39 protein-coding genes are annotated in these 21053 nt (G+C 26.6%); 34 read left to right on the top strand and 5 right to left on the bottom strand.

Features of this window, described 5'->3' with window-relative positions; all coding sequences use genetic code 11:
* The first annotated feature begins 12 nt into the window (after positions 1-12).
* From rplQ to rpsI, 8 genes are all read left to right on the top strand, one after another.
* Positions 13-354 carry a 50S ribosomal protein L17 gene (gene rplQ, locus ABGF48_RS01495; RefSeq protein ID WP_408104598.1) on the top strand — a complete coding sequence of 114 codons (342 nt, stop codon included), beginning with the start codon at positions 13-15 and terminating at the stop codon, positions 352-354.
* Positions 355-467: 113 nt separating this feature from the next.
* Entirely contained in the window at positions 468-1913 is a 1446-nt protein-coding gene (locus tag ABGF48_RS01490; protein ID WP_408104597.1) for a L,D-transpeptidase family protein, read from the top strand.
* On the top strand, positions 1913-2719 hold the full coding sequence (locus ABGF48_RS01485; protein WP_408104596.1) for an energy-coupling factor transporter ATPase: 807 nt from the start codon (positions 1913-1915) through the stop codon (positions 2717-2719). Before ABGF48_RS01490 ends, ABGF48_RS01485 begins: the two co-directional genes overlap by 1 nt.
* Positions 2716-3576, top strand: a complete 861-nt coding sequence (locus ABGF48_RS01480) for an energy-coupling factor transporter ATPase (protein WP_408104595.1) — start codon at positions 2716-2718, stop codon at positions 3574-3576. The genes ABGF48_RS01485 and ABGF48_RS01480 overlap by 4 nt, the downstream gene beginning before the upstream one ends.
* Entirely contained in the window at positions 3569-4366 is a 798-nt protein-coding gene (locus ABGF48_RS01475) for an energy-coupling factor transporter transmembrane component T family protein (protein WP_408104594.1), read from the top strand. Before ABGF48_RS01480 ends, ABGF48_RS01475 begins: the two co-directional genes overlap by 8 nt.
* On the top strand, positions 4363-5091 hold the full coding sequence (gene truA / locus ABGF48_RS01470; RefSeq protein WP_408104593.1) for a tRNA pseudouridine(38-40) synthase TruA: 729 nt from the start codon (positions 4363-4365) through the stop codon (positions 5089-5091). The genes ABGF48_RS01475 and truA overlap by 4 nt, the downstream gene beginning before the upstream one ends.
* A 198-nt stretch (positions 5092-5289) precedes the next feature.
* Positions 5290-5718 carry a 50S ribosomal protein L13 gene (rplM, locus tag ABGF48_RS01465; protein ID WP_134711511.1) on the top strand — a complete coding sequence of 143 codons (429 nt, stop codon included), beginning with the start codon at positions 5290-5292 and terminating at the stop codon, positions 5716-5718.
* A 7-nt stretch (positions 5719-5725) separates the two neighbouring features.
* On the top strand, positions 5726-6118 hold the full coding sequence (gene rpsI, locus ABGF48_RS01460; protein ID WP_408104671.1) for a 30S ribosomal protein S9: 393 nt from the start codon (positions 5726-5728) through the stop codon (positions 6116-6118).
* Between the two features lie 124 nt (positions 6119-6242).
* Here rpsI and ABGF48_RS01455 read toward each other — a convergent pair whose 3' ends face one another.
* The 4 genes from ABGF48_RS01455 to ABGF48_RS01440 form a co-directional block, all read right to left on the bottom strand.
* A complete protein-coding gene (locus ABGF48_RS01455) occupies positions 6243-7289 on the bottom strand; it encodes a tyrosine-type recombinase/integrase (protein WP_408104592.1) in 1047 nt (348 codons plus the stop codon).
* A 134-nt stretch (positions 7290-7423) separates the two neighbouring features.
* Entirely contained in the window at positions 7424-8389 is a 966-nt protein-coding gene (locus tag ABGF48_RS01450; protein WP_408104591.1) for an Abi family protein, read from the bottom strand.
* A gap of 399 nt (positions 8390-8788) precedes the next feature.
* The gene (locus ABGF48_RS01445) at positions 8789-9313 is read right to left on the bottom strand and encodes an HIRAN domain-containing protein (protein WP_408104590.1); all 525 of its coding nucleotides are present in this window, start codon (positions 9311-9313) and stop codon (positions 8789-8791) included.
* A gap of 10 nt (positions 9314-9323) precedes the next feature.
* On the bottom strand, positions 9324-9962 hold the full coding sequence (locus tag ABGF48_RS01440; RefSeq protein ID WP_408104589.1) for a LexA family protein: 639 nt from the start codon (positions 9960-9962) through the stop codon (positions 9324-9326).
* 155 nt (positions 9963-10117) lie between these two features.
* Here ABGF48_RS01440 and ABGF48_RS01435 point away from each other — a divergent pair, with 155 nt between their 5' ends.
* Positions 10118-10309: a DUF739 domain-containing protein gene (locus ABGF48_RS01435; RefSeq protein ID WP_408104588.1), complete on the top strand. Its 192-nt coding sequence runs from the start codon at positions 10118-10120 to the stop codon at positions 10307-10309.
* Positions 10310-10366: 57 nt separating this feature from the next.
* Positions 10367-10537: a hypothetical protein gene (locus tag ABGF48_RS01430; protein WP_408104587.1), complete on the top strand. Its 171-nt coding sequence runs from the start codon at positions 10367-10369 to the stop codon at positions 10535-10537.
* Here the strand turns inward: ABGF48_RS01430 and ABGF48_RS01425 are convergent.
* Positions 10515-10868: a DUF2513 domain-containing protein gene (locus ABGF48_RS01425; RefSeq protein WP_408104586.1), complete on the bottom strand. Its 354-nt coding sequence runs from the start codon at positions 10866-10868 to the stop codon at positions 10515-10517. The genes ABGF48_RS01430 and ABGF48_RS01425 overlap by 23 nt on opposite strands.
* 112 nt (positions 10869-10980) lie before the next feature.
* On the opposite strand from ABGF48_RS01425, the gene ABGF48_RS01420 reads away from it, so the two are divergent.
* The 24 genes from ABGF48_RS01420 (at position 10981) to ABGF48_RS01305 (ending at position 21034) form a co-directional block, all read left to right on the top strand.
* Positions 10981-11175, top strand: coding sequence for a hypothetical protein (locus tag ABGF48_RS01420; protein ID WP_408104585.1), 195 nt, complete (start codon positions 10981-10983; stop codon positions 11173-11175).
* A gap of 3 nt (positions 11176-11178) precedes the next feature.
* On the top strand, positions 11179-11478 hold the full coding sequence (locus ABGF48_RS01415; protein WP_408104584.1) for a hypothetical protein: 300 nt from the start codon (positions 11179-11181) through the stop codon (positions 11476-11478).
* Positions 11471-11599 carry a hypothetical protein gene (locus tag ABGF48_RS01410; RefSeq protein ID WP_408104583.1) on the top strand — a complete coding sequence of 43 codons (129 nt, stop codon included), beginning with the start codon at positions 11471-11473 and terminating at the stop codon, positions 11597-11599. The genes ABGF48_RS01415 and ABGF48_RS01410 overlap by 8 nt, the downstream gene beginning before the upstream one ends.
* An 88-nt stretch (positions 11600-11687) precedes the next feature.
* Entirely contained in the window at positions 11688-11942 is a 255-nt protein-coding gene (locus ABGF48_RS01405; RefSeq protein ID WP_408104582.1) for a hypothetical protein, read from the top strand.
* The gene (locus ABGF48_RS01400) at positions 11926-12126 is read left to right on the top strand and encodes a hypothetical protein (RefSeq protein WP_408104581.1); all 201 of its coding nucleotides are present in this window, start codon (positions 11926-11928) and stop codon (positions 12124-12126) included. Before ABGF48_RS01405 ends, ABGF48_RS01400 begins: the two co-directional genes overlap by 17 nt.
* Positions 12095-12511: a hypothetical protein gene (locus ABGF48_RS01395; RefSeq protein ID WP_408104580.1), complete on the top strand. Its 417-nt coding sequence runs from the start codon at positions 12095-12097 to the stop codon at positions 12509-12511. Before ABGF48_RS01400 ends, ABGF48_RS01395 begins: the two co-directional genes overlap by 32 nt.
* 228 nt (positions 12512-12739) lie before the next feature.
* Positions 12740-13558 carry a hypothetical protein gene (locus ABGF48_RS01390; RefSeq protein ID WP_408104579.1) on the top strand — a complete coding sequence of 273 codons (819 nt, stop codon included), beginning with the start codon at positions 12740-12742 and terminating at the stop codon, positions 13556-13558.
* Between the two features lie 88 nt (positions 13559-13646).
* A complete protein-coding gene (locus tag ABGF48_RS01385) occupies positions 13647-14027 on the top strand; it encodes a hypothetical protein (RefSeq protein WP_408104578.1) in 381 nt (126 codons plus the stop codon).
* A gap of 33 nt (positions 14028-14060) precedes the next feature.
* Complete coding sequence (locus ABGF48_RS01380; RefSeq protein WP_408104577.1) at positions 14061-14513, top strand: single-stranded DNA-binding protein; 453 nt, start codon at positions 14061-14063, stop codon at positions 14511-14513.
* Positions 14514-14524: 11 nt separating this feature from the next.
* Entirely contained in the window at positions 14525-15091 is a 567-nt protein-coding gene (locus ABGF48_RS01375; protein ID WP_408104576.1) for a MazG-like family protein, read from the top strand.
* On the top strand, positions 15088-15339 hold the full coding sequence (locus ABGF48_RS01370) for a hypothetical protein (protein ID WP_408104575.1): 252 nt from the start codon (positions 15088-15090) through the stop codon (positions 15337-15339). The genes ABGF48_RS01375 and ABGF48_RS01370 overlap by 4 nt, the downstream gene beginning before the upstream one ends.
* Entirely contained in the window at positions 15339-15683 is a 345-nt protein-coding gene (locus ABGF48_RS01365) for a hypothetical protein (protein ID WP_408104574.1), read from the top strand. Before ABGF48_RS01370 ends, ABGF48_RS01365 begins: the two co-directional genes overlap by 1 nt.
* Complete coding sequence (locus tag ABGF48_RS01360) at positions 15683-16048, top strand: RusA family crossover junction endodeoxyribonuclease (RefSeq protein WP_408104573.1); 366 nt, start codon at positions 15683-15685, stop codon at positions 16046-16048. The genes ABGF48_RS01365 and ABGF48_RS01360 overlap by 1 nt, the downstream gene beginning before the upstream one ends.
* Positions 16045-16206, top strand: coding sequence for a hypothetical protein (locus tag ABGF48_RS01355; protein ID WP_408104572.1), 162 nt, complete (start codon positions 16045-16047; stop codon positions 16204-16206). Before ABGF48_RS01360 ends, ABGF48_RS01355 begins: the two co-directional genes overlap by 4 nt.
* Entirely contained in the window at positions 16175-16474 is a 300-nt protein-coding gene (locus ABGF48_RS01350; protein WP_408104571.1) for a hypothetical protein, read from the top strand. Before ABGF48_RS01355 ends, ABGF48_RS01350 begins: the two co-directional genes overlap by 32 nt.
* Positions 16471-16668, top strand: a complete 198-nt coding sequence (locus ABGF48_RS01345; RefSeq protein WP_408104570.1) for a hypothetical protein — start codon at positions 16471-16473, stop codon at positions 16666-16668. The genes ABGF48_RS01350 and ABGF48_RS01345 overlap by 4 nt, the downstream gene beginning before the upstream one ends.
* On the top strand, positions 16668-16859 hold the full coding sequence (locus ABGF48_RS01340; RefSeq protein WP_408104569.1) for a hypothetical protein: 192 nt from the start codon (positions 16668-16670) through the stop codon (positions 16857-16859). Before ABGF48_RS01345 ends, ABGF48_RS01340 begins: the two co-directional genes overlap by 1 nt.
* Entirely contained in the window at positions 16813-17205 is a 393-nt protein-coding gene (locus ABGF48_RS01335) for a hypothetical protein (RefSeq protein WP_408104568.1), read from the top strand. Before ABGF48_RS01340 ends, ABGF48_RS01335 begins: the two co-directional genes overlap by 47 nt.
* Positions 17206-17489: 284 nt before the next feature.
* The gene (locus tag ABGF48_RS01330; RefSeq protein WP_408104567.1) at positions 17490-17846 is read left to right on the top strand and encodes an HNH endonuclease; all 357 of its coding nucleotides are present in this window, start codon (positions 17490-17492) and stop codon (positions 17844-17846) included.
* Positions 17847-17956: 110 nt separating this feature from the next.
* A complete protein-coding gene (locus tag ABGF48_RS01325; protein ID WP_408104566.1) occupies positions 17957-19207 on the top strand; it encodes a hypothetical protein in 1251 nt (416 codons plus the stop codon).
* The gene (locus ABGF48_RS01320; protein ID WP_408104565.1) at positions 19207-19611 is read left to right on the top strand and encodes a hypothetical protein; all 405 of its coding nucleotides are present in this window, start codon (positions 19207-19209) and stop codon (positions 19609-19611) included. The genes ABGF48_RS01325 and ABGF48_RS01320 overlap by 1 nt, the downstream gene beginning before the upstream one ends.
* Before the next feature lie 4 nt (positions 19612-19615).
* The gene (locus tag ABGF48_RS01315; protein WP_408104564.1) at positions 19616-20329 is read left to right on the top strand and encodes a hypothetical protein; all 714 of its coding nucleotides are present in this window, start codon (positions 19616-19618) and stop codon (positions 20327-20329) included.
* Positions 20310-20837 (top strand): polymorphic toxin type 50 domain-containing protein, encoded by a 528-nt coding sequence (locus tag ABGF48_RS01310; RefSeq protein ID WP_408104563.1) that lies wholly within the window; start codon positions 20310-20312, stop codon positions 20835-20837. The genes ABGF48_RS01315 and ABGF48_RS01310 overlap by 20 nt, the downstream gene beginning before the upstream one ends.
* Before the next feature lie 2 nt (positions 20838-20839).
* Positions 20840-21034: a hypothetical protein gene (locus ABGF48_RS01305; RefSeq protein ID WP_408104562.1), complete on the top strand. Its 195-nt coding sequence runs from the start codon at positions 20840-20842 to the stop codon at positions 21032-21034.
* The last annotated feature ends 19 nt before the right edge of the window (positions 21035-21053 follow it).

Below are 21053 nucleotides of genomic sequence, written 5' to 3'. Positions count from 1 at the left end.
TTAGGAGGCATTATGTCAAATTTAAGAAAATTAGGTAGAAGAACTGACCACCGTAATGCAATGTTAAGAAACCTTGTTCAATCACTTTTAGAAAATGGAAGAATACAAACATCAGTTACAAGAGCGAAAGAAGCTCAAAGAATGGCTGATAAAATGATTACATTAGCTAAAAGAGGTGACTTACACGCAAGACGTCAAGCGTTAGCTTATATCTATAAAACAGATGTTGTAAAAAAATTATTTGACGAATATGGTCCACAATATAAAGAAAGAAATGGTGGATATACAAGAGTATTGAAACTTGGACCAAGAAGAGGGGATGCTACAGAAATGGCAATCCTTGAATTAGTTTAATATATTTTATAATATTACAGGACAGAATTCTCTGTCCTTTTTTTGTATAAAAGTTCAATTGTTTAAATGATATTTTTATGGTAATATATATTAGTATAGTTATGGAGGGATAAATGAAAAAAAATAATAAAATTGTAATAATTCCTTTTATCATTTTGGCAATAATTTATTTTATTGGAGTAATTTTATTTAGTGAATTTTCTTATCCTGGCACTAGGTTAAATGGTAATGATAAAAGTTTTGTTTTATTAAATAATATATTTAACTATAATACTAATAATGAATCAAATTTAAATTTTAAAATTGAAGGTAGAAACAGTAAAGAATTAACAATATCACTTAATGATATAGAATTAAATAAAAAAATAAAAAATGTTGATAAACAACCAATACAAAATTCATGGATTTGGCCAGTTGATATATTTAAGAATCATAATTATAAAGTTGAATATGATATTTCATATAATAAAAAAAAATTAGAAAAAATATTGAGTGAATCAAAATTATTTAATTCAATAAAGGAACCTGTAGATGCAAAAATAGAATATAATGGAACAGACTACATTATTACAAAACATGATTTAGGAGATAAACTAGATAAAGATAAAACTTTAATATCTATTGAGGATGCAATAAGAAATGGAGAGACAAAGTTAATATTAGATAAACAATATATTAATCCAAAAGTTTTATCTGATTCAAAACAATTAGATAATGATTTAAAAAAAATAAAAACAATATCAAATCTAAATTATATATTTGATTTTGAAGATAGAAAGTATGAATTAAATGGAAAAAATATCATTCAGATGTATGATCTAGTAAATGATAAATATGTCTTAAACAAAGAAAAAATTGAAGGTTACGTAATAAAAATTGCTAGAGAAACAAATACTTATGCGAAGGAACATAAATTTAAGGCAACTGGTTTAGGAGAAATTACAGTTCCTGGTGGGATTTATGGTTGGAAGATGGATGTAGATAAAACTGTTGAAAACATAATAAAAATGATTAATGAATATAAAGATGGAAAAGTTGAAATCGCATATGAAATGGAAGCAAAACATAGAGGCAAAAATGATATAGGAAACACTTATATAGAGATAGATCTTTCTAGACAACATATGTGGTTTTATAAAGATGGAAAGTTGGTAATTGATACGGATATTATTTCTGGAGATGCAAGATCAAGAAATGCAGCTACTCCAACAGGTGTTAACAAGGTTTGGTCAAAAGAGCGAGGTAAAGATCTTATAGGTGTAAATGAAATTACTGGAGAGAAATATGTTTATCCAGTTGAATATTGGATGCCTGTAGGTTGGACAGGATCAGGTATACATGATACAAGTACAAGAAAAGAATATGGTGGTAATATCTATAAAACTTGGGGAAGTAGTTCATGTATAAATACGCCACCATCTGCAATGAAAATAATTTTTGAAAATGTACCTATAAACACAGCAGTTGTAATATATGAAAGTAGCACAAATTTATCACCAACTGAATTTGAAAAACAAGAAATGATAAGAAAAGGTGAAGCTAAGGTGGATGTAAGTTAATGATAAAAATTAAAAATTTAAATTTTAGATATAGTGAAGATGAAGAATATGTGTTAAAAAATATAAGTTTAAATATAAATAATGGAGAATTTATTTCTATTTTAGGACGAAATGGATCAGGAAAATCTACATTAGCTAAATTGTTAAATTCTCAAATTTTTCCTACTGAAGGTGAGGTTATAATAGATGGTAAAAATACAAAAACATCTGATGTATGGGATATACGTGAAAAGGTAGGAATGGTATTTCAAAATCCAGACAATCAGATTGTTGCTACTGTAGTGGAAGAAGATGTTGCGTTTGGACCGGAAAATTTAGGTATTCCAAATCCTGAATTAAGAAATAGAGTTGATGAAGCACTTAAAACAGTAGGAATGTATAAGTTTAGAAAGCATGCACCACATATGTTATCAGGTGGACAAAAACAACGTGTTGCAATAGCTGGTGTATTAGCTATGAATCCTGATATTGTTGTATTTGATGAACCTACTTCAATGTTAGATCCAACTGGAAGAAAAGACGTAATAAATCACGCTATTAAATTAAATAAAGAAGAAAATAAGACGGTTATAAATATCACGCATTACATGGATGAAGCAGTTCTTTCAGATAGAGTTGTTGTTATAGATAGAGGACAAATAGTTTTAGATGGGACTCCTAGAGAAGTATTTAGTCAGGTAGAGAAAATAAAAAGCTATGGATTAGATGTACCTCAAGTTACTGAATTAGCATATTTATTAAAAAAATCAGGAGTAAATATAAAAAAAGATATTTTAACTATTGATGAATTGGTAGAAGTTTTATGAGTATAATATTAAAAAATGTAAAATATAAATATAATATGTCTAGTGATAAATATGCACTAGACAATATTAATCTACAAATTAATAAAAATGAATTTATAGGAATTATTGGACATACAGGTTCTGGTAAATCAACTTTAGTTCAATTATTTAATGGTTTAGTTTATCCTACAGAAGGTACAGTATTAGTTGATAATGAAGAAATTTCTGATGAAAATAAAGCTAATCTAAAGCAAGTAAGGCAAAAAGTTGGTTTAGTATTTCAATATCCAGAATATCAATTATTTGAAGAAACTATTGCATTAGATATCGCATTTGGTCCAAAAAATTTAGGTTTATCTGATGATGAAATTCAAAAAAGAGTTAAAGAATCTATGAAACTTGTTGGATTAGATTATGAAAAGTTTAAGGATGAATCTCCATTTGATTTATCAGGGGGACAAAAAAGAAGGGTTGCTATAGCATCGATTTTAGCTATGCAACCACAGTATTTAATTTTAGATGAGCCTACTGCTGGATTAGATCCTGAAGGAAGAGATGAAATACTTGGAGAACTTAGAAAAATTTATAATTCAGATAATGAACTTACTGTTGTTGTTGTGTCTCATTCAATGGAGGATATAGCTAAAATAGCAAATAGAGTTATTGTTATGTCTGAAGGAAAAGTATTTGATGATGATATTCCGGAAAAAATTTATAGTAATGAAGAACAATTAGAAAATATTGGACTTGATGTACCACAAATAACAAAAGTTACTTCATTATTAAAAAATAAAGGATATAAATTTGATAAGACCATAATAAATGTTGAAGAAGCATATGAGGCTTTAATAAAACAAATGGGAGGTAAGGATGAATAATTCTCCACTAGGACAATATATTCCAGGAAATACTATTGTACATCGACTAGATCCCAGAATTAAAATTATATTGGTTTTTATGTATATGATTACATTATTTTTAATTAATAATTTAGTTTATTATATTCCAATGTTTTTATTTGTTTATATGACGATAAAAATTGCTAATTTGAGTTTCTTGAATATAATAAAATCATTAAAATCAATTATTTTTATTTTAGTATTTACAACATTAATTCATATTTTTTCTACACCTGGTAAGGAATTGGTTAAATTCATAGGATTAACAATTACTTTAGAAGGGATAGAAAGAGCTATATATATTGGTGTAAGGTTAATTCTTTTAGTAATTGGTACTTCATATTTAACACTTACAACAAGTACAACCAAATTAACTGATGGTATTGAATCATTATTAAGTCCATTAAAAGTTATAAAGTTTCCTGCTCATGAACTAGCAATGATGATATCAATAGCTTTAAGATTCATTCCAACTTTGTTTGATGAAGCCAATAAAATAAGGAAAGCACAATTAGCTAGAGGGGCAGAATTTGACTCTGGAAATATAATGAAAAAAGCTAAAAGCATGGTTCCATTATTAGTTCCATTATTTATAAATTCTTTTAGGAGAGCTAAAGAGCTTGCTATTGCCATGGAATCAAGAGGATATAGAGGTTCTGAAGGACGTACAAGATTAAATCCATTAAAGTTAAGAAAATTAGATTATATTGTGTTTATAATTGTAACTATATTCTTTACATCTCTAGTTTTAGTAGGAATTTATTTATGAAAAATATAAAATTGACAATAGCATATGACGGATCAAATTTTAATGGATTTCAAATTCAACCTGATGTTAGAACTGTACAAGGGGAAATAGAGAAAGCATTAAAGAGATTAAATAAGGAAGAAGTATCAATTATTTCAGCGGGAAGAACAGATACAGGGGTACATGCAACAATGCATGTATCTAATTTTTTTACAAATGCATTATTGCCAGCAGAAGCATATAAATTTAAATTGAAAAAATATCTTCCTACGGATATTTCAATAATTGAATCTGAAGAAGCTGATGAAAATTTTCATTCGAGATTTGATGCGAAATTAAAAAAATATAGATATATAATTTGTAATTCAAAGGAATTTTATCCTCATCAAAGAAATTATAAACTTCACATCAAACATGATTTAAATTTAGATAAAATGAAGGCTGCTGGAGAATTATTAAAAGGTGAACATAATTTTTCGGCATTTATGAAATTGGGACAAGATAAAAATCCTGTAAGGAATATGACTAATATTGAAATTTATCAAAAAGATGATGATATATTTTTAGAATTTGAGGCACAGTCATTTTTACACAATCAAATTAGAATAATGGTTGGATTATTAATAGATATAGGTAGAGGATTTAGAGAAGTAAATTATGTAAATGAAATTTTTGATAAAAAAATTAAAAGAGCTGCTAAAACTTATGGACCACAAGGATTATATTTAATAGATATAAAATACTAAAATAGTTGACAAGTGCAGAGTTTAACTATATAATATATAAGTATTTAAAGAGAATCTTGATTCTTTTTAGATATCTACGATCTAAAATCGCAGCGTCGATGTGCGATAAAGAAATCGTCGAATTTACAAAATCGCCACCTCATTAGGCGAGTTCTAAATAAATGGGGCTAGATATAAAAAAGAAACAGGAGGATAAAAATGAGTACATTTTTAGCAAAACACAATGAAGTTGAGCGTAAATGGTATGTTATTGATGCAACAGACAAAGTTTTAGGTGATGTAGCATCTAAAGTTGCTTCTATCTTAAGAGGTAAAACAAAACCAATTTACACACCACACGTGGATACAGGTGATTACGTAGTTATCGTAAACGCTGACAAAATCAGAGTAACAGGTAATAAAGCGAACTATAAAGTTTACAAACATTATACAGGTTATGCTGGTGGTTTAAGAGAAATCCCTTACAAAGATGTTTTAGCAAAACATCCAGAAAGAATTTTAGAACATGCAATTAAAGGTATGTTACCTAAAAATTCATTAGGTAGACAAATGTTCAAAAAATTACATGTATATGCAGGACCAGATCACAAACATGGTGGTCAAAATCCAGAAGCATTAGAAATTTAAGGGAGGTATCATGAGCGAACAATTTTACGGTACAGGAAGAAGAAAATCTGCTGTAGCAAGAGTTAGACTTTTACCTGGACAAGGAACATTCACAATTAATGGAAAAGATATTGAAGAATATTTTGGATATGAAACACTTAAAGAATTAGCAAAATCTCCTTTAAAATTAACAGAAAAATTAGGACAATTTGATGTTAAAGTTAATGTTAAAGGTGGTGGATTCACAGGTCAAGCAGGAGCAATCAGACACGGTGTATCTAGAGCTTTATTAGAAGTTGATGAAGAATTAAAAACTGTTTTAAAAAGAGCAGGTTTCTTAACAAGAGATTCAAGAAAGAAAGAAAGAAAGAAACCAGGTCTAAAGAAAGCAAGAAAATCATCACAATTCTCAAAGAGATAATATTATACAAATTACAAAACGTTGGAATTGCTTATATTCCAACGTTTTTTAGTTATAAATATAGCTCACAATTCGTGAGCATTTTTGTACGTAGTCTACAAATAGTCTACAAATAGTCTACAAATTAATAATCAAGATAAAGTATATTTTTATGTAAATCATCAATATCTGCATGAGTATAAACATTTTCAGTAATATCTTTTCCAGCATGACCTAAAATTTGTCGTATAGATATTTTATCTGCTCCATTAACTTGAAGAGATGTTGCTACTGTATGTCTAGCGTCATGAGGAGTATGATCCATATTTAAATCTTGCATAAGTCTTTCAAACCTTTCTCTTTTAAAGTTAGAATATTTGAATTTTTCATTAAATTTATTTCTTATTAAATAAGTTTTATTTTCATCATATCTATATTCAATAAATTTATAAATTTTAGGATGTATAGGAACTATCCTGTTAATTGATGCAGCTGTTTTATTGCCACCACGCATCCATTTTTCTTGTAAATTAACATTCTTGATTTCAATATTTAATAATTCATTTATTCTAAAACCTGTATAAAGAAGTATTAGAGTAATATCTAAATCTCTATAATTTTCTAAATTATCCAATAAAAGTTTGATTTCTTTTTTAGTAAATATTTTTTCTTTAGTAGGAAGGTCTTTTTTAGTTTGTTTTAATTTAGTTTTTAATGTAATTTTCTTTAATTGAGGAATATCTTCTGAATAGTACATATATAATTGATTAAAAAGGATAATTATTTTTCTTTTTGTACCATGTCCAATATTTTTATCATCTAATATAATTTGTAAATTTTCAGAAGAGATACTTACAAGAGGCTTATTATGATATATTTCAAGTTTATCAAAAGCTGCTTTATAACTATTTATTGAACTTGTACTCATGTCGGTAAATTTCCAGTTTTTATATTTATCAAAAGCTTCTTTAAGAGTAAATTTATTAATGTCTATATCATAAGGGTTAGAAGAATATTCAGATAAAGCATTTAATGCTTCTTTATAGCTTCCAAAATAACCTATGTATTTTCTAATTTGTTTTCCACTTGGATCATATCCTATTGTAACTTTTGCTCCATAAGGTTTTCTTCTTTTTCCGGATAATTTTTCAATACATCCATATCCATTAGGTAATCTCATTCTTTTTGCCATAAAAAATACTCCTTTCATGTATTTTGTGTACAACGAAACGAGTATATGCTATAATATTCTTGTCAAAGAAGTGTATAGCAATATACTCTATTTACACATCCCTTACCAGGTGAGAGAGGTAGGGGATTTTTTATTTAAAAAATTGTCTTAGATTTATTATAATTTGATATTACTTCTTCGGGAACTCCCATGTTTTCAAAGAGTAATTGTTTATCTTTTGGATATATGCTCAAATGTTTATTTATATAAAATTCAATACCTACTTTTGAAGCAGCAAATATGTTAAGTTCATCTAGAACTTTCAAATAATTTATAAATGTATATAAATCATTTTTCCCATATCCTGAATTAAACATTTCTCTTGTAATATGTATATTATTATGGAAGTTACTAATAAAAGGAGAATCATTATATCTAGGGTTATAGCTAAATATTCTTCCATTATGTGCTGCTCTATTTCTAAATTTATGAGACAAATATAATATTGTACTAAATAAATTTTTTATATCTTCATCTACATCAGTTGAGATAGGTATACCGAGTACAGTTCTAATAACTTTTTCTTTAATATCACTTTTTTGTAGTTTGTAAAAATTTTTTAAGCTACCCAATGTAACACCCTTAAATAAAATCCAAGCTGGTGTATGATGTTGATTAATTTTATAGTGATTAAATGGTTCGTTATCATCGTTAATTACTTTATTAAAAGTATTTAATAATTGGTCAATTTGAAATATTCCATTAACTCTATGTCCACTTTTAAAATTAGTTCTTTTAAGATAATTGGATTCTAAATGTCCATACTTATCTGAAAGATGATATGCTAGAGCTGTTTTTACTATAAGTTCGAATCTTTTTGTAGCATCCATTATTTCTTTTTGTAAATTCATATCTAAAGTAAATAGTGAGAATAGATGCTCAAAAGTTTCACCTTCTATAAATTTATCTGTTTCTTTTAATATAAAATCTTTGTATCCATTTACTATTTCATAATATCCATATCTAAATAATTTATTTCTAGCATCTTCTTCGTTATCAAAAAGTAAGTCTCTATCTTTTAGTATTTTAATTTGTTCATCAATTGTTTTAAATTCTTTCATAATTTATTCCTTAAATACAAAAAAAGACTTCATAAAGAAGTCTTTACTAAGTTGGTTCTAAACACGAACCTGTCCTTTCGGTTAACTTCATTATACATTAAACTATATTATTTTGTCAATATTATATAAATATGATAAATTTTATTATTATCTTAGCATTTTTTTCGTTATTTCCATTTAATTCTCCAACTTTATTTTTTCATTTTTATATCTTGTACAAAACTTGTGTAAAACTCGTACAAAACTCGTGTAAATTTACCCTCCTAATTTTTGTTTTTTAATTGCGTTATTTTTTATTTTATTTATTATCCACTATATAATCTAATACTTTTTAATTAACTCCTAACAAATTTGCATATTGTTCTTTAGTATATTCAAAAAGAGGATCTATTTCTTTTTCTAACAACTTAAATGTATTGTAATATTATAATCATTTAAAATTTTTATTAAATCACCATCTTTGTCAATTTTTTTGAAATCACCACCATTTATATCAGCTGAAATATTTTTAATATTTTTTAGAATTGAACCAACTTGAATATTATCATTTGAAGAAATATACCCAACCTTAAATCCATCAAGTATTACAGCTATTGCATTAGAATCATATTCATTATTGGGTTCTCTAATAAGCTCAACATTAGAATAGTTACGTATGGATTTATATTTAAATAAAGTTCTAGAATTTGGAGAAATTTTATCCCATAAATTTTCGCTATTTTTTTTCATAAATTCTTCAATTTCTTTTTTTCTAAAATATGTCCCAGCAACTATTAAATTTAAGTTATTATATTTAGGAATATTTTTATTTTTATTAGAAAAATATTTTACAGGTTCTATTATCCAACCAATTGTTATTATGTATAATAAAAATATCCACCAGCCAACTAATATCCACCATAAAAAACTTTTATTTTTAAACATATTACTTCTCCTATTTCTTGTAAGGGTGATAAACACCCACCATTTCACCTAATATCATTGTATCTTCTTTTCCATCTAATAGAATAGGCTTATATAGGTTGCTATTAGAATTGCAAGGCTGAAGAATTATAACATCATTTGTTTTAATTACTTTTTTTAGCGTTGCTTCATTGTCGATTAATACAGCAGCTATTTTCCCATTCTCAACATCAGGAGTTTTTTTAAGAAAAACTGTATCTCCATCATATATTTCAGCATCAATCATAGAATCTCCTTTACACTTAAGAGCAAAATCTGCACGAATAGATGAATCAGCTATAAAATAACCTTCTAAATTCTCATCAGCAAAAATTGGAGTTCCGCATGCTATAGTACCAACTATAGGGATTTGTCTTGCCCTATTGAATAATGTAATACCTTTTATTTTTTCTAAGTCTAAGTTATAATCTTTTTCCCATCCCATTAAATATCCTGGAGTGGTAGATAATGCTTTAGCTATTAGTTCAACTCTGTCACTTGGAATATTTGAAATATTACCTGATTCGTATCTTTGAATTGTAGCATCACTTACACCAGTCTTTTTTCCTAATTCTTTTAAGGTTAGATTAAGACTTTTTCTCTTATTTTTAATTCTATCTCCTATATTCATAACATTCTCCTTAATTTCTTAAAAAAATTATAACAATTAATTACTTAATAAGCAATATTTTTCGTATACATAGAAAAAAATTGCTTGACACGCAATATAATAGATGATATATTTATTACGTAATAAGTAATAAAATTATAAAGGAGGAACAAAAAATGAAAATAAATATTATAAAAGCTAAAATGGTTGAAAAGAAAATTAACCACAAAAAATTAGCTGAAATATTGAAAATATCAGAACGAACTTTAACGAATAGATTTTCATCTGGAATATTTAAATCAGATGAAATGAATATAATGACCAAAGTTTTAGAAATTGAAAATCCTAGCGAAATTTTTTTTGATTAAAAAATTACACATTACGTAATTTAAACAAATTTGTAACAATTAAAGAAAGAGGAAGAGATGGAGAAATTTGAATTAACTGACACGAAGGAAAAATTTGAATTAAAAATAAACGGAGTTCCTATAAATTTTGTGAAAGAATATAAGATTGAAGGAACTCCGTACGAAAAACAACTAACAATAAAATTTGTGATTCCAACAGAAAATATTAAATTCCAATCTGACTTTTAATATAAGATTCTGCTATTTGAGAAAAAACTTTCAAAGAAACAGATCCTAAATCTTTTATTACTGTTTTAGTATGTTGTACAACTTTAGAAGAACGAATATTGTTAAGAAACTCATGACCATTCCAAGTAAGGGAAAATACACGTATACCTATAGGTCCACCCCAAGCTTCTATAATATGACAATTAATTAAATTAGATTCTTCTAATTTTAATAAAGCATAAAATTTATTGATTTCAGTATCTGTTTTATTGTAAATAACATATTCATCAAGAGAAGTTTTAGATTCTATTTCAATTAAAACTTCACGGACAATATCAAAATCAAGTTTCATATATAACCTCCCTATTAAGTATTAGGTATCTGCAAACACCTTAATAAGAGTATATCAGAGAGGTTAGAGTAAAGTATAGCAAAAAATTAAAGAAAAAAAGAAAGGATAAGAGATGGATGCAGTAAGAGAATTAGAATTGATAACTGTAAAAGAAGCTGCAAAAAAACTAAACATAACAGAAAATGGATTAAGACATGGATTACAGCAAAAGCTATTTCCATTTGGAGTAGCTGTTAAACAAACAAAAGAGTATTCTTATTATATTTTTAAGAAGAGATTAGAGAAATATTTGGAAGGAGAATTATAAAAAATGGGATTAAAACAAAAAGCAGAAGTAAATGTAAAAATTGAAGTAAATATTAATGGAATGGCAATTAGCGAATATATTGAAAAATTATCTTCATTAAATGAATTAGTAAATGATCTTAACGGAAATATTGAAGATATTGTTGAAGATAAAGAAAATAAATGTAAAGATTACGCATTAAACTTAGCTCAATTAAATCAAATTGAAAAATTTTTAGAAGATAAATTTGTTAAAAAAATTGATGGGGCAAGAATAAATTTAGGTGGATTTGTAAAAGTAAATGAAAGGAGTAGAAATGATTAAACATTATATTACTAAATATATAGAAAATGGGAAGCTATATGCAGAAAGTTGGTTGCAGATTGATTTATTTGGAAAAGCTTATTGTTTTTCTAAAAGAAAAATTGAAATAAAAAAGAACTAGAGCTGTAACTCTAGTCAATAAAAATATTATTTTTTAGTCCATTTATGGCCAGGTTTTTGTGTAGGTGGGAATTATACGAGGAGGAATGATGGAAATAATGAATGAAAGAGTTTTACAAATAAGGAGAATAAAACATAAAAGAAAAATAGATAAAGAAATATTAATAAAATATTTTTTAATATTTTTATTAAATGTATTTTTAATATTTTTTGCATATTCAAAAAGAGGATACAAGGCAATAGGAGGGGAAATATTAATAGTACCATTAATATTTTTAGTTAGATATATATATCTTGATTTTAAGGATTTATCAAAGGAGATTAAAAATGAGCATATTAGATAAGATAACAATTTTTCTACTTATATATGGAATCTGTAAATTAATTGATACATCAATTGTATTATATAAATTTATCGAAGAGATGAGAGTTAGAAAAAGATTTAAGAAAATGTATGAAAAAGAACATAGAGAAAAACTAAAAAAGGAAAAGTCAAATGAACAATCAAGAAGCAAAAAAAGCATTTGATGAAAAGGTAGAGGTATATTACAGGGATCTAAAATTTAAGAGAATAAATGCATTAATCTATAGAAAATATGGAGATGAATTTTATTGTCAAGCAGAGTGCCAAGATATGAATGCTGATGCAGTATATGTAGTTCCGGTAGAAAAATTAGAATTTACAGAAGAAAAAATTATATATCCAGATAAATTTTCTGATGAAGAAAAAGAGGATATAAACAACAAAATAATTGACACAGAAAATAAATTAAATTTATTAACGAACACAATCATATCAGAAAATACTACAAGATCAATAGAACATATATATTCACTAATTCAAAATTTATTAGGATTAGAGGAAATACTTCAAAGATATGAAGATAAAAAAAGAAGAGATACAAGAAAATAAATAAAAAAATGGAGACTGGGAAGTCTCCAAAGTATTGATATAATCAACACACTACGAATTGATTATATCATATATTTAACAAATGTACAAGAATTAGATAGGTTTATATAGCCTATCTTACGAGCTTGTATAGATTATTATCTTTTCAACCAAACTATTTAAATAAAAATATATAGAGAGAAAAGAAATAAAAAATAAAAATATATAAGGTAATCAAGGATAGAAAAAATGATAAGAGAAAAGAAAATATATTGTGGTGAAAAATATTTAGAGGTAGATATATATCATTATAATTTTAGTAAAAAAAATGGTAAAAGAAGTAAAAAGAAAAAAGAGAGCTTACCATGTCAAAGAAATTTAAATGATAAAAATGCTAAAAGAAAACTAATACAGTTAGTAGAAGCAAATTTCACAGAGAAAGACTATTTTCTTACTCTAACATATAATGATGAATTTTTACCTAATACTTTAGAAAAAGCACAAAAAGAAGTAGAAAACTATTTAAGAAGATTAAAAAACAGAAGAATAAAAGAAAATGTGGAAGAATTAAAATATATTGTCATAACAGCATTCACACCTAAAAAAGAAAAAGAAAATGAAAATATAAATAAAGATGAAGATACAGAAGTAGTAAGAGTACATCATCATTTATTAGTCAATGGTGGAATTGATAGAGATATATTAGAAGAGTTGTGGAGCAAAGGAAGAGGAAAAAATAAAAAAAGAATGGGATATGCTAATCCTAAAAGACTTCAACCAGATCCTAATACTGGATTAGCCGCAATAGCTGGATATATGATTAAACAACCTACCAACAAGAGAAGATGGAGCAGTAGCCAAAATCTTGAAAGACCATATTCAAGAACAAATGACTATAAATACTCCAGGAAAAAAATTCAATCAATAGTAGGAAATCAAAAAGATTTATCGTATTGGGAAGAACAATATCCAGGATATTACATTGCAGATAAAGAAAATGGATATGAAGAGGTGCATAGTGACTTATTAGGCTGGAGCATATATCTCAAGTTAAGAAAAAAGGAATAAAAAAGTTATCCACATAGAACGATAAACAAAAGTTATCCACATTTAAATTTTTAAAAAAAGTTATCCACATGAAAAGAAAGGGAATAAAATGACGGAATTAACAATAACAGAATATACAATAATAGGATTTTTAGTATTTATAATATTAGGATTAATAAAATTATATTTAGATACTGAAGAAAATAAAAGTGAAATAAGAAGATTAAAGATTACAACTAGTATGAATTTAGAAAGAACTTGCAATATAATGAAATCTTTATCTAAAAATGAACAAAAACAAAGCACAGAAAACAAAGTAACACATATTGTTACATTAAGAGAAGGAGAAAGTATAAAAATATACAATGCTACAGATTGGGGATATAGTGAAGATCTATTAAATTTCTATGATGAGAATGATGATGTAGTAGCATTTGTTAGAGAAAATTTAGTTATACATTTAAAAAAAGTAAATTTTGAAGAAAAATAAAAAAGTTATCTACAGTTAATTAAAGGAGTAAAAATGAACAATGTAATATTGATGGGAAGATTAACAAAAACACCAGAGCTTAGATATTTACAAGGAAGCAATAAAGCTTATGTAAGGATTAACATAGCTTGCGAAAAAAATTTAAGCAAAGAAAAGAAGCAAGAGCTAGAAGCAAAAGGAACGGCAACAGCTGACTTTATTAATTGTGTAGGCTGGGGAACATTAGCAGAAAATATTGCTAAATTTGTAGACAAAGGATCAAGAATTATAATTAATGGCTCAATTCAAACAGGATCATATGAAAAAGACGGACAAAAGATATACACAACTGATGTATTAATACATAATTCAGAATTTATCGATTGGAAAAATAATAATAACGGAATAGACCAAACTCAAGGCTATAAAGATGATCATAACCAAACTGATAGTTTTGAATACACAGCAGAATATAATCCAGTTGACGATAATAGAATACCATTTTAAGGAGTAGACACATGAAGGATTTAGTAAAAAAAATAATAGATTGGGCAAAAGAAAGAAAAATAAACGAAAAAGGAACAGTTGAAGGGCAAAGGGTAAAAACTATCGAAGAAATGGCTGAATTAATTAAAGCTGTATGTAAAAATGATATATCTATGATTAAAGATAGTATAGGAGATGTATATGTAACTTTAGTAATAGGTACTTTACTTCAAACAAAAGATGAAGAAAAAACATTAGATTTATTTGACAGATTAGAAAGAGCTAAGAGTAATTATATTGAATTTGAATGTGATGGAGATATTAATAATGTTAAAGAATATTGTGGTAATGATGAAATAAAATGGTTAAATGGTGTTTCGTTTGAATTAAATAGAATATCAGAAAATGAAATACCTGAAATATATGAATTTAATAATTTTAGCATATTAGGATTTATTATTTCGTTTTATGCGATAAAAAGAGATACAACATTAAGAGAATGTGTAGAACTTGCATATAATGAAATATCAAAAAGAAAAGGCAAGATGATTAATGGAATATTTGTTAAGCAAGAAGATTTAAAGGAGAAAATAAAATGAATATAAAGATAAGTGAAAAAGAATTATTAGAAGTATTATTATCTTACACCCCAAAAGTATTATCAAATACAAAAGCATATGAAATATGTAATAATATAAAAAGCTATGGAGAAAAGATTAAAGAAAAATATTATATTGATGATATAGAATTGGAAAATATTTTGTATAAGTATTATCCAAGAGTATCACACAAAAATGCTGGAAGAATTATAAGAGATATAAAAAGGAAATCGGAGGTGATTGAATAATGAAAAATTATATAAACACATCTGATGAAATGTTTAAGCCTATACTAAACACTTTAGATAATCATATAAAAAAAGCATTAATTCAGATAAATTCAGAAAATTTTGATGAAGCAACAATAACATTAAAGTTAAAGCTATCAGTTACTGAAAAAGATACTTTTATAGGGGAAAATGTAATTAGTTATAAAGAACCAAAAATAACATTTGATACAAATACAAAACTATCGCATAACTATCAAGACGCATATAGACTAACATTCAAAGACTGTGAATTAGTTAAAATTGGAAATGAATTTGGAATAGTTAAAGTAAAAGATAATCAATTAAATATGCTGGATGAATGATGAAATTAATTATTCCACATAGGCTACCAGGATTAAATGAAATTATATATCAAGCAAGAGGAAATAAAATAATAAGTAATGCACAAAAAAAGAAGTATACAGAATTAGTGGCTTGGTATTGTAAGATTTACAAAATTAAAAAATTAAATCAAAAAGCAGATTTTATTTTTTCCTGGTATTGCCAAAATAAAAAAAGAGATAAAGACAATATAATGGCAGGACAAAAATTTATATTTGATGGACTTCAATCAGCTGGAGTTATTAAAAATGACGGTTGGAAAGAGATAGGAAATATAAGTCATAAATTTTATATCGATAAGGAAAATGAAAGAGTTGAAATTGAAATAGTAGAGGTAAATCAATGAGGAGTATACAAGACTTATTAGATGAATTAGAAGATCTAGCATGGAATCATGCAGATAGTTATAGAATAAAGGAAATCAGAAATAAAATAGATTATTGGATACAAAAAAATATTATTGAGGTAAAAAATGAAAAAGAAGCAAAAGGAAAGAATGATTAAGTTACAACAAGCACTTAATCACAACGCAAAAGAAGGAATTAAAAAAGAAGCTGTAGATGTAAGTTTAGCAATAATGTTTTATATAAGTATATTAGTTTTAAGAGATAAGTACGGATTTGGCAAAAAGAGATTAGGAGACTTTATGGAACATGCTTCAACACTTATAAAAGATATGAGTATTGGACTACTAGACTTCAAAGATATAAGAGATACTATACTTGAAGAAACGGGGGTAGAAATAAAACTTCCTGAAAGGAAATGGCTATGATTGTAAAATTTACACTTTTAACTAAAAAAGGATATCTAAAGCAAAGTATAAGAGGTACATATGCACCTACTATATTAGATAATGCCACTCTATACTCATCACTTGCACAAGCTGAATTTCATAAGACAAAGGCTGCAAGAATGTATAAAGATATTCAAATAAAAAAAATCATAGAAAAAATTGAGGTTAAATAATGAATCGATTAGAAAACAACAAAAAACTTTATTTTTTAGAAAAACAAGCACGAGAATTAGAGATAAAAGGCAAACATAATTGGAATGGAGAAGAAGTTCAAGAATATATATCAATACAAAGAGAAATAAAGGATATAAGAAACTATGAGAGACTATCAAAGAAAAAAGCATACGAAATACATAATAGATAGAGTCGTATACCAAAAAACTATCTGGGTAATTAGAGACTACTACAGACTAAAAGATATATGTGATAGCTTAATAGAAGAATCTCCAGAGCCTAACTTTAATAAAGTACAATCAACAAATAAAATAACAAATCAAACAGAAAATATAGTAATGAAAAGAGATAAGTATATTACTCAAGTTAAAGTGATAGAAAATGCACTATTAAGCATTCCTGAAGAATACAGAAAAGGAATTTGGAACAATATAATGTACAATGCAGCATATCCTATATATGCAGATAGATCAACATATGGTAGATGGAAAAGTAAATTCATATATCAAGTTGCAAAAGATTTAGAAATATTTTAATAAAATTTAATAAAATAAAAAAAGTTGCAACACCAGGGAAAAATAAAGGTGCTATACTAGTATTGTAAAAATATAGACAATATAATACAACAATTTTTCGGGCAACTTCTGCTACCTTCATATTTTACTCCATTTAATAATTTTGATTACACAGATTAGAGAAGTTGTCTTTTTTGTGTCTATTTTTATACCCCTTATAATAAAAACACTCATAGGGAGGTATTTAAAATATGTGTCTAGGGGATTAAAAATACCCGAGGGGATAAATATCAACGGAGAGAATCATGCCTATAAAAAGACCTGAAAGGACTGGTAGCCATAGAGCTGTATATGAATCAAATAAAAAGAAAATATTAAAAACACAAGATATATGTGGAATATGTGGGAAGCCAGTTGATAAGTCTCTTAAATATCCTGATCCAATGTGCGCTGTAATAGATCATATTTTACCAATCGCAAAAGGCGGGCACCCGTCAGATATTAAGAATTTACAAATAGCTCATCATTATTGTAACAGGCAGAAAAGTGATAAGTTATTTGCTTCAGATAATTTAAAAAACAATAAAAAAAATGTAGAAATATTAGGTAATAGACACTTACCACATAGTGTAGATTGGTTATCATATAAAGCCTTAAATTGAGTTTTAAAAGATTTTATATAATAGGGGGTACACCCCCTCCCCCTTACACCAAACGACCTTCCAGACCCTTACTGTACATTTTTCTCGCTGAATAAATTAAAGGAGATACCATGGACCAAAATAAGCGATATGAAAAGCTTGAATATTTAAGAAAAAAATTAAAAACTTTTGAAAAAAGAGCAATGCAAAGATATGCTCAATATGATGTAAAATACTTTGACTATGATATAGGATTTGTTATTCCTAGACACATAAGAGATAGATATAGAGCAAGTTTAGGCTGGACTACTAAGGCTGTAGATTCGTTAGCTGATAGGCTTGTATTTAGAGAGGTAAAAGATAGTATATATAACATCAATGATATATTTAGAACAAACAATCCAGATATACTATTCGATAGTGCTATACTTAATGCATTAATTTCATCTTGTAGTTTTATTTATATCTCAAAAGATGAAAGAGATTCAGTTAGGTTGCAAGTAATTGAATCATTAAATGCTACAGGGGTTATTGATCCTATAACAGGGTTACTTAAAGAGGGATATGCAGTGTTAGATAGAGATAAGAAAAATAAGCCTATTTTAGAAGCGTTTTTTGAACCTTATGTGACAACAATAATATCTAAAAATGAAGATGAAGATGAAAATATTCAAGAGATAAGACATAAAGTTCCTTATCCACTGCTTGTACCAATACTTCACAGACCAGATGCGGTAAGACCATTTGGAAGAAGTAGGATTACTAAATCATGTGAGTATTGGCAAAAATATGCTAAAAGGACTTTAGAAAGGGCTGATATTACAGCTGAATTTTATTCATTTCCACAAAAATATGTAACTGGGTTGAGTAACAATGTTGAACAATTAGACAGTTGGAAAGCAACTATTGCATCCATGCTATCATTTGAAAAAGATGAAGATGGAGATTCACCAAAATTAGGGCAATTTACAACACCATCAATGAGTCCTTTTGTAGAGCAATTAAGAATGGCTGCTAGTGGTTTCGCTGGGGAAACAGGACTTACCTTAGATGACTTAGGATTTATTTCGGATAATCCATCAAGTGCTGAAGCAATTAAAGCAAGTCATGAAACTTTAAGAGTAATGGCTGAAAAAGCACAAAGAGGATTCGGGAGTGGATTCTTAAATGTAGGATATTTATCAGTTTGTCTTAGAGATGAATTAGAGTATAGACGTGAAGCATTTACTCACTTAGAAATGAAATGGGAACCAATCTTTAGACCTGACGCTTCAACCATTTCTTTAATCGGTGATGGAGCAATAAAAATTAATCAAGCAGTTCCAGATTACTTTAATGGAGAAACTTTAAGAGAATTGACTGGTATAAAAAGGATAAGTTAATGGGGAAATTGTATATATTATGTGGACTTATAGGTTCAGGGAAAACAACTTTTGCTTTATCAAATTTTGATTATTTTACCGATTTAGATTATATGAATAAGTGGGCCAGAAAACAAGATCAAATTAATTGGACTAAAAAACTTTTAAAAAAGAATCTTAAAGTATGTCATATTACTACAGTTCCAAGTGAAGAAGAAATAGAAGAATTAAAAATATATAATCCTAAAATTATTTTAATTGATACATCTATAAATCAGTGCAAAAAGAATATCTTGATAAGAAACAGAGAAAGAGATATGCAAAATCTTCACTCGGTGTTTAATGCAAATTTAGAAATAGAAAAAAAGTTAATAGAATTTAGCAAAAAAATAAATAGTATAGAAAAAATAAAAGTTTTTAGGTGAAATTATGAAAGATATAACACCAGAATTAATTCAAAAAATAAAAAATGAATTTGACAAAAAAATAAAAGGTAGTAATAAAATAAAAGAATTAGAAGATATTCTAAAATCAGGAGAATCTAATTATATGATTGCAAATGATTATGCTATAGAAGTAGGATATATTCTTGCTACAATATTTAAGAATAATATTTCATCAGATATACTTCCAGATGGCAGAATGTACTATAATATTGCTGACAGATTATTAAATGATAGGCTAAAAGAAAATTACAATCTAATTTCAGATTATGCAGTTAAAACTCAAACAGCATTAAATAATCAAGCAAAATTAAACATTAATGGGATTAAACCTAAAATAAATCAATCAAGAATAGATGGAATAATTGAAAGGTTATCAAATGAAGATAATTTTGATAGTATATCTTGGATATTAGATGAACCAGTGAAAAATTTTAGCCAATCAATTGTAGATGATACAATAAAAATTAATGTAGAACATCATTATAAAATGGGATTGAAGCCAAAAATAATAAGGACAGAAGTTGGAAATTGTTGTGATTGGTGTAAAAGCGTAGTCGGTAAATATGATTATCCTAATGTTCCGAAAGATATTTATAGACGGCATAGATTTTGTAGGTGTACTGTTGATTATTATCCTGGATATGGGAAAAAGCAAAATGTTCATTCTAAAAAGTGGTATGATCCTGAAAAAAGATGATAAAATAGAAATAAGAAAAAGACATAATATTCAAATAAAAGATATAAATAGAAAAGATGATAGAGAACAATATAAAAAATATATGGATATATTGGGCGAAGATAGAATGCCTAAATCTTTATCAGCATTTCAGAATTTGAAATATGATAACCCAGTAGAGTATGAAAAATTAAAAGACCATGTATTTATTCAAAATAATTTTAATAAAGGTATATGGAAAGATGAAATTAATATAGACAAACAAAAAAGACATATACAATCTACTGCAGGAGAATATAAAAGTTATTTTTATGATGACGTAGATGTGGAAAAGTTATATAATGAATATAAAATGACTGGAAGATTTAGACAAATCAAAGGTGATATTAAAAATCATGAAATAGTTGATTTTAAGGAAACAATAAATTTAGGAATTGATATATATTCGGGTAATATTGCTAATGGAATGACAATTCACTATTCAAAAACTGGATCACATTTAATTCCAACTTATCATAGAGAGGAGTAAAAATGAAATTACTAAATTATAACAATAAATATGTTAAATTAATAGATGTAGATAATAATAAATTTATTGGTATGGCTTATTATATGGATGCAGAAACCAATGAATCGGAAGAAGATATATTAGATATAAAAACTAAAGATGGTATGTATTATGGCTTCTATGAGTCAGATATTAAAACGATAGAAATATTAAATTAAAGCACACTAACAATTAAAG

The sequence above is a fragment of the Helcococcus bovis genome (genome assembly GCF_046035835.1).
Classification (GTDB): Bacteria; Bacillota; Clostridia; order Tissierellales; family Peptoniphilaceae; genus Helcococcus; species Helcococcus bovis.
This window is presented reverse-complemented; position numbering and strand designations above follow the sequence as displayed.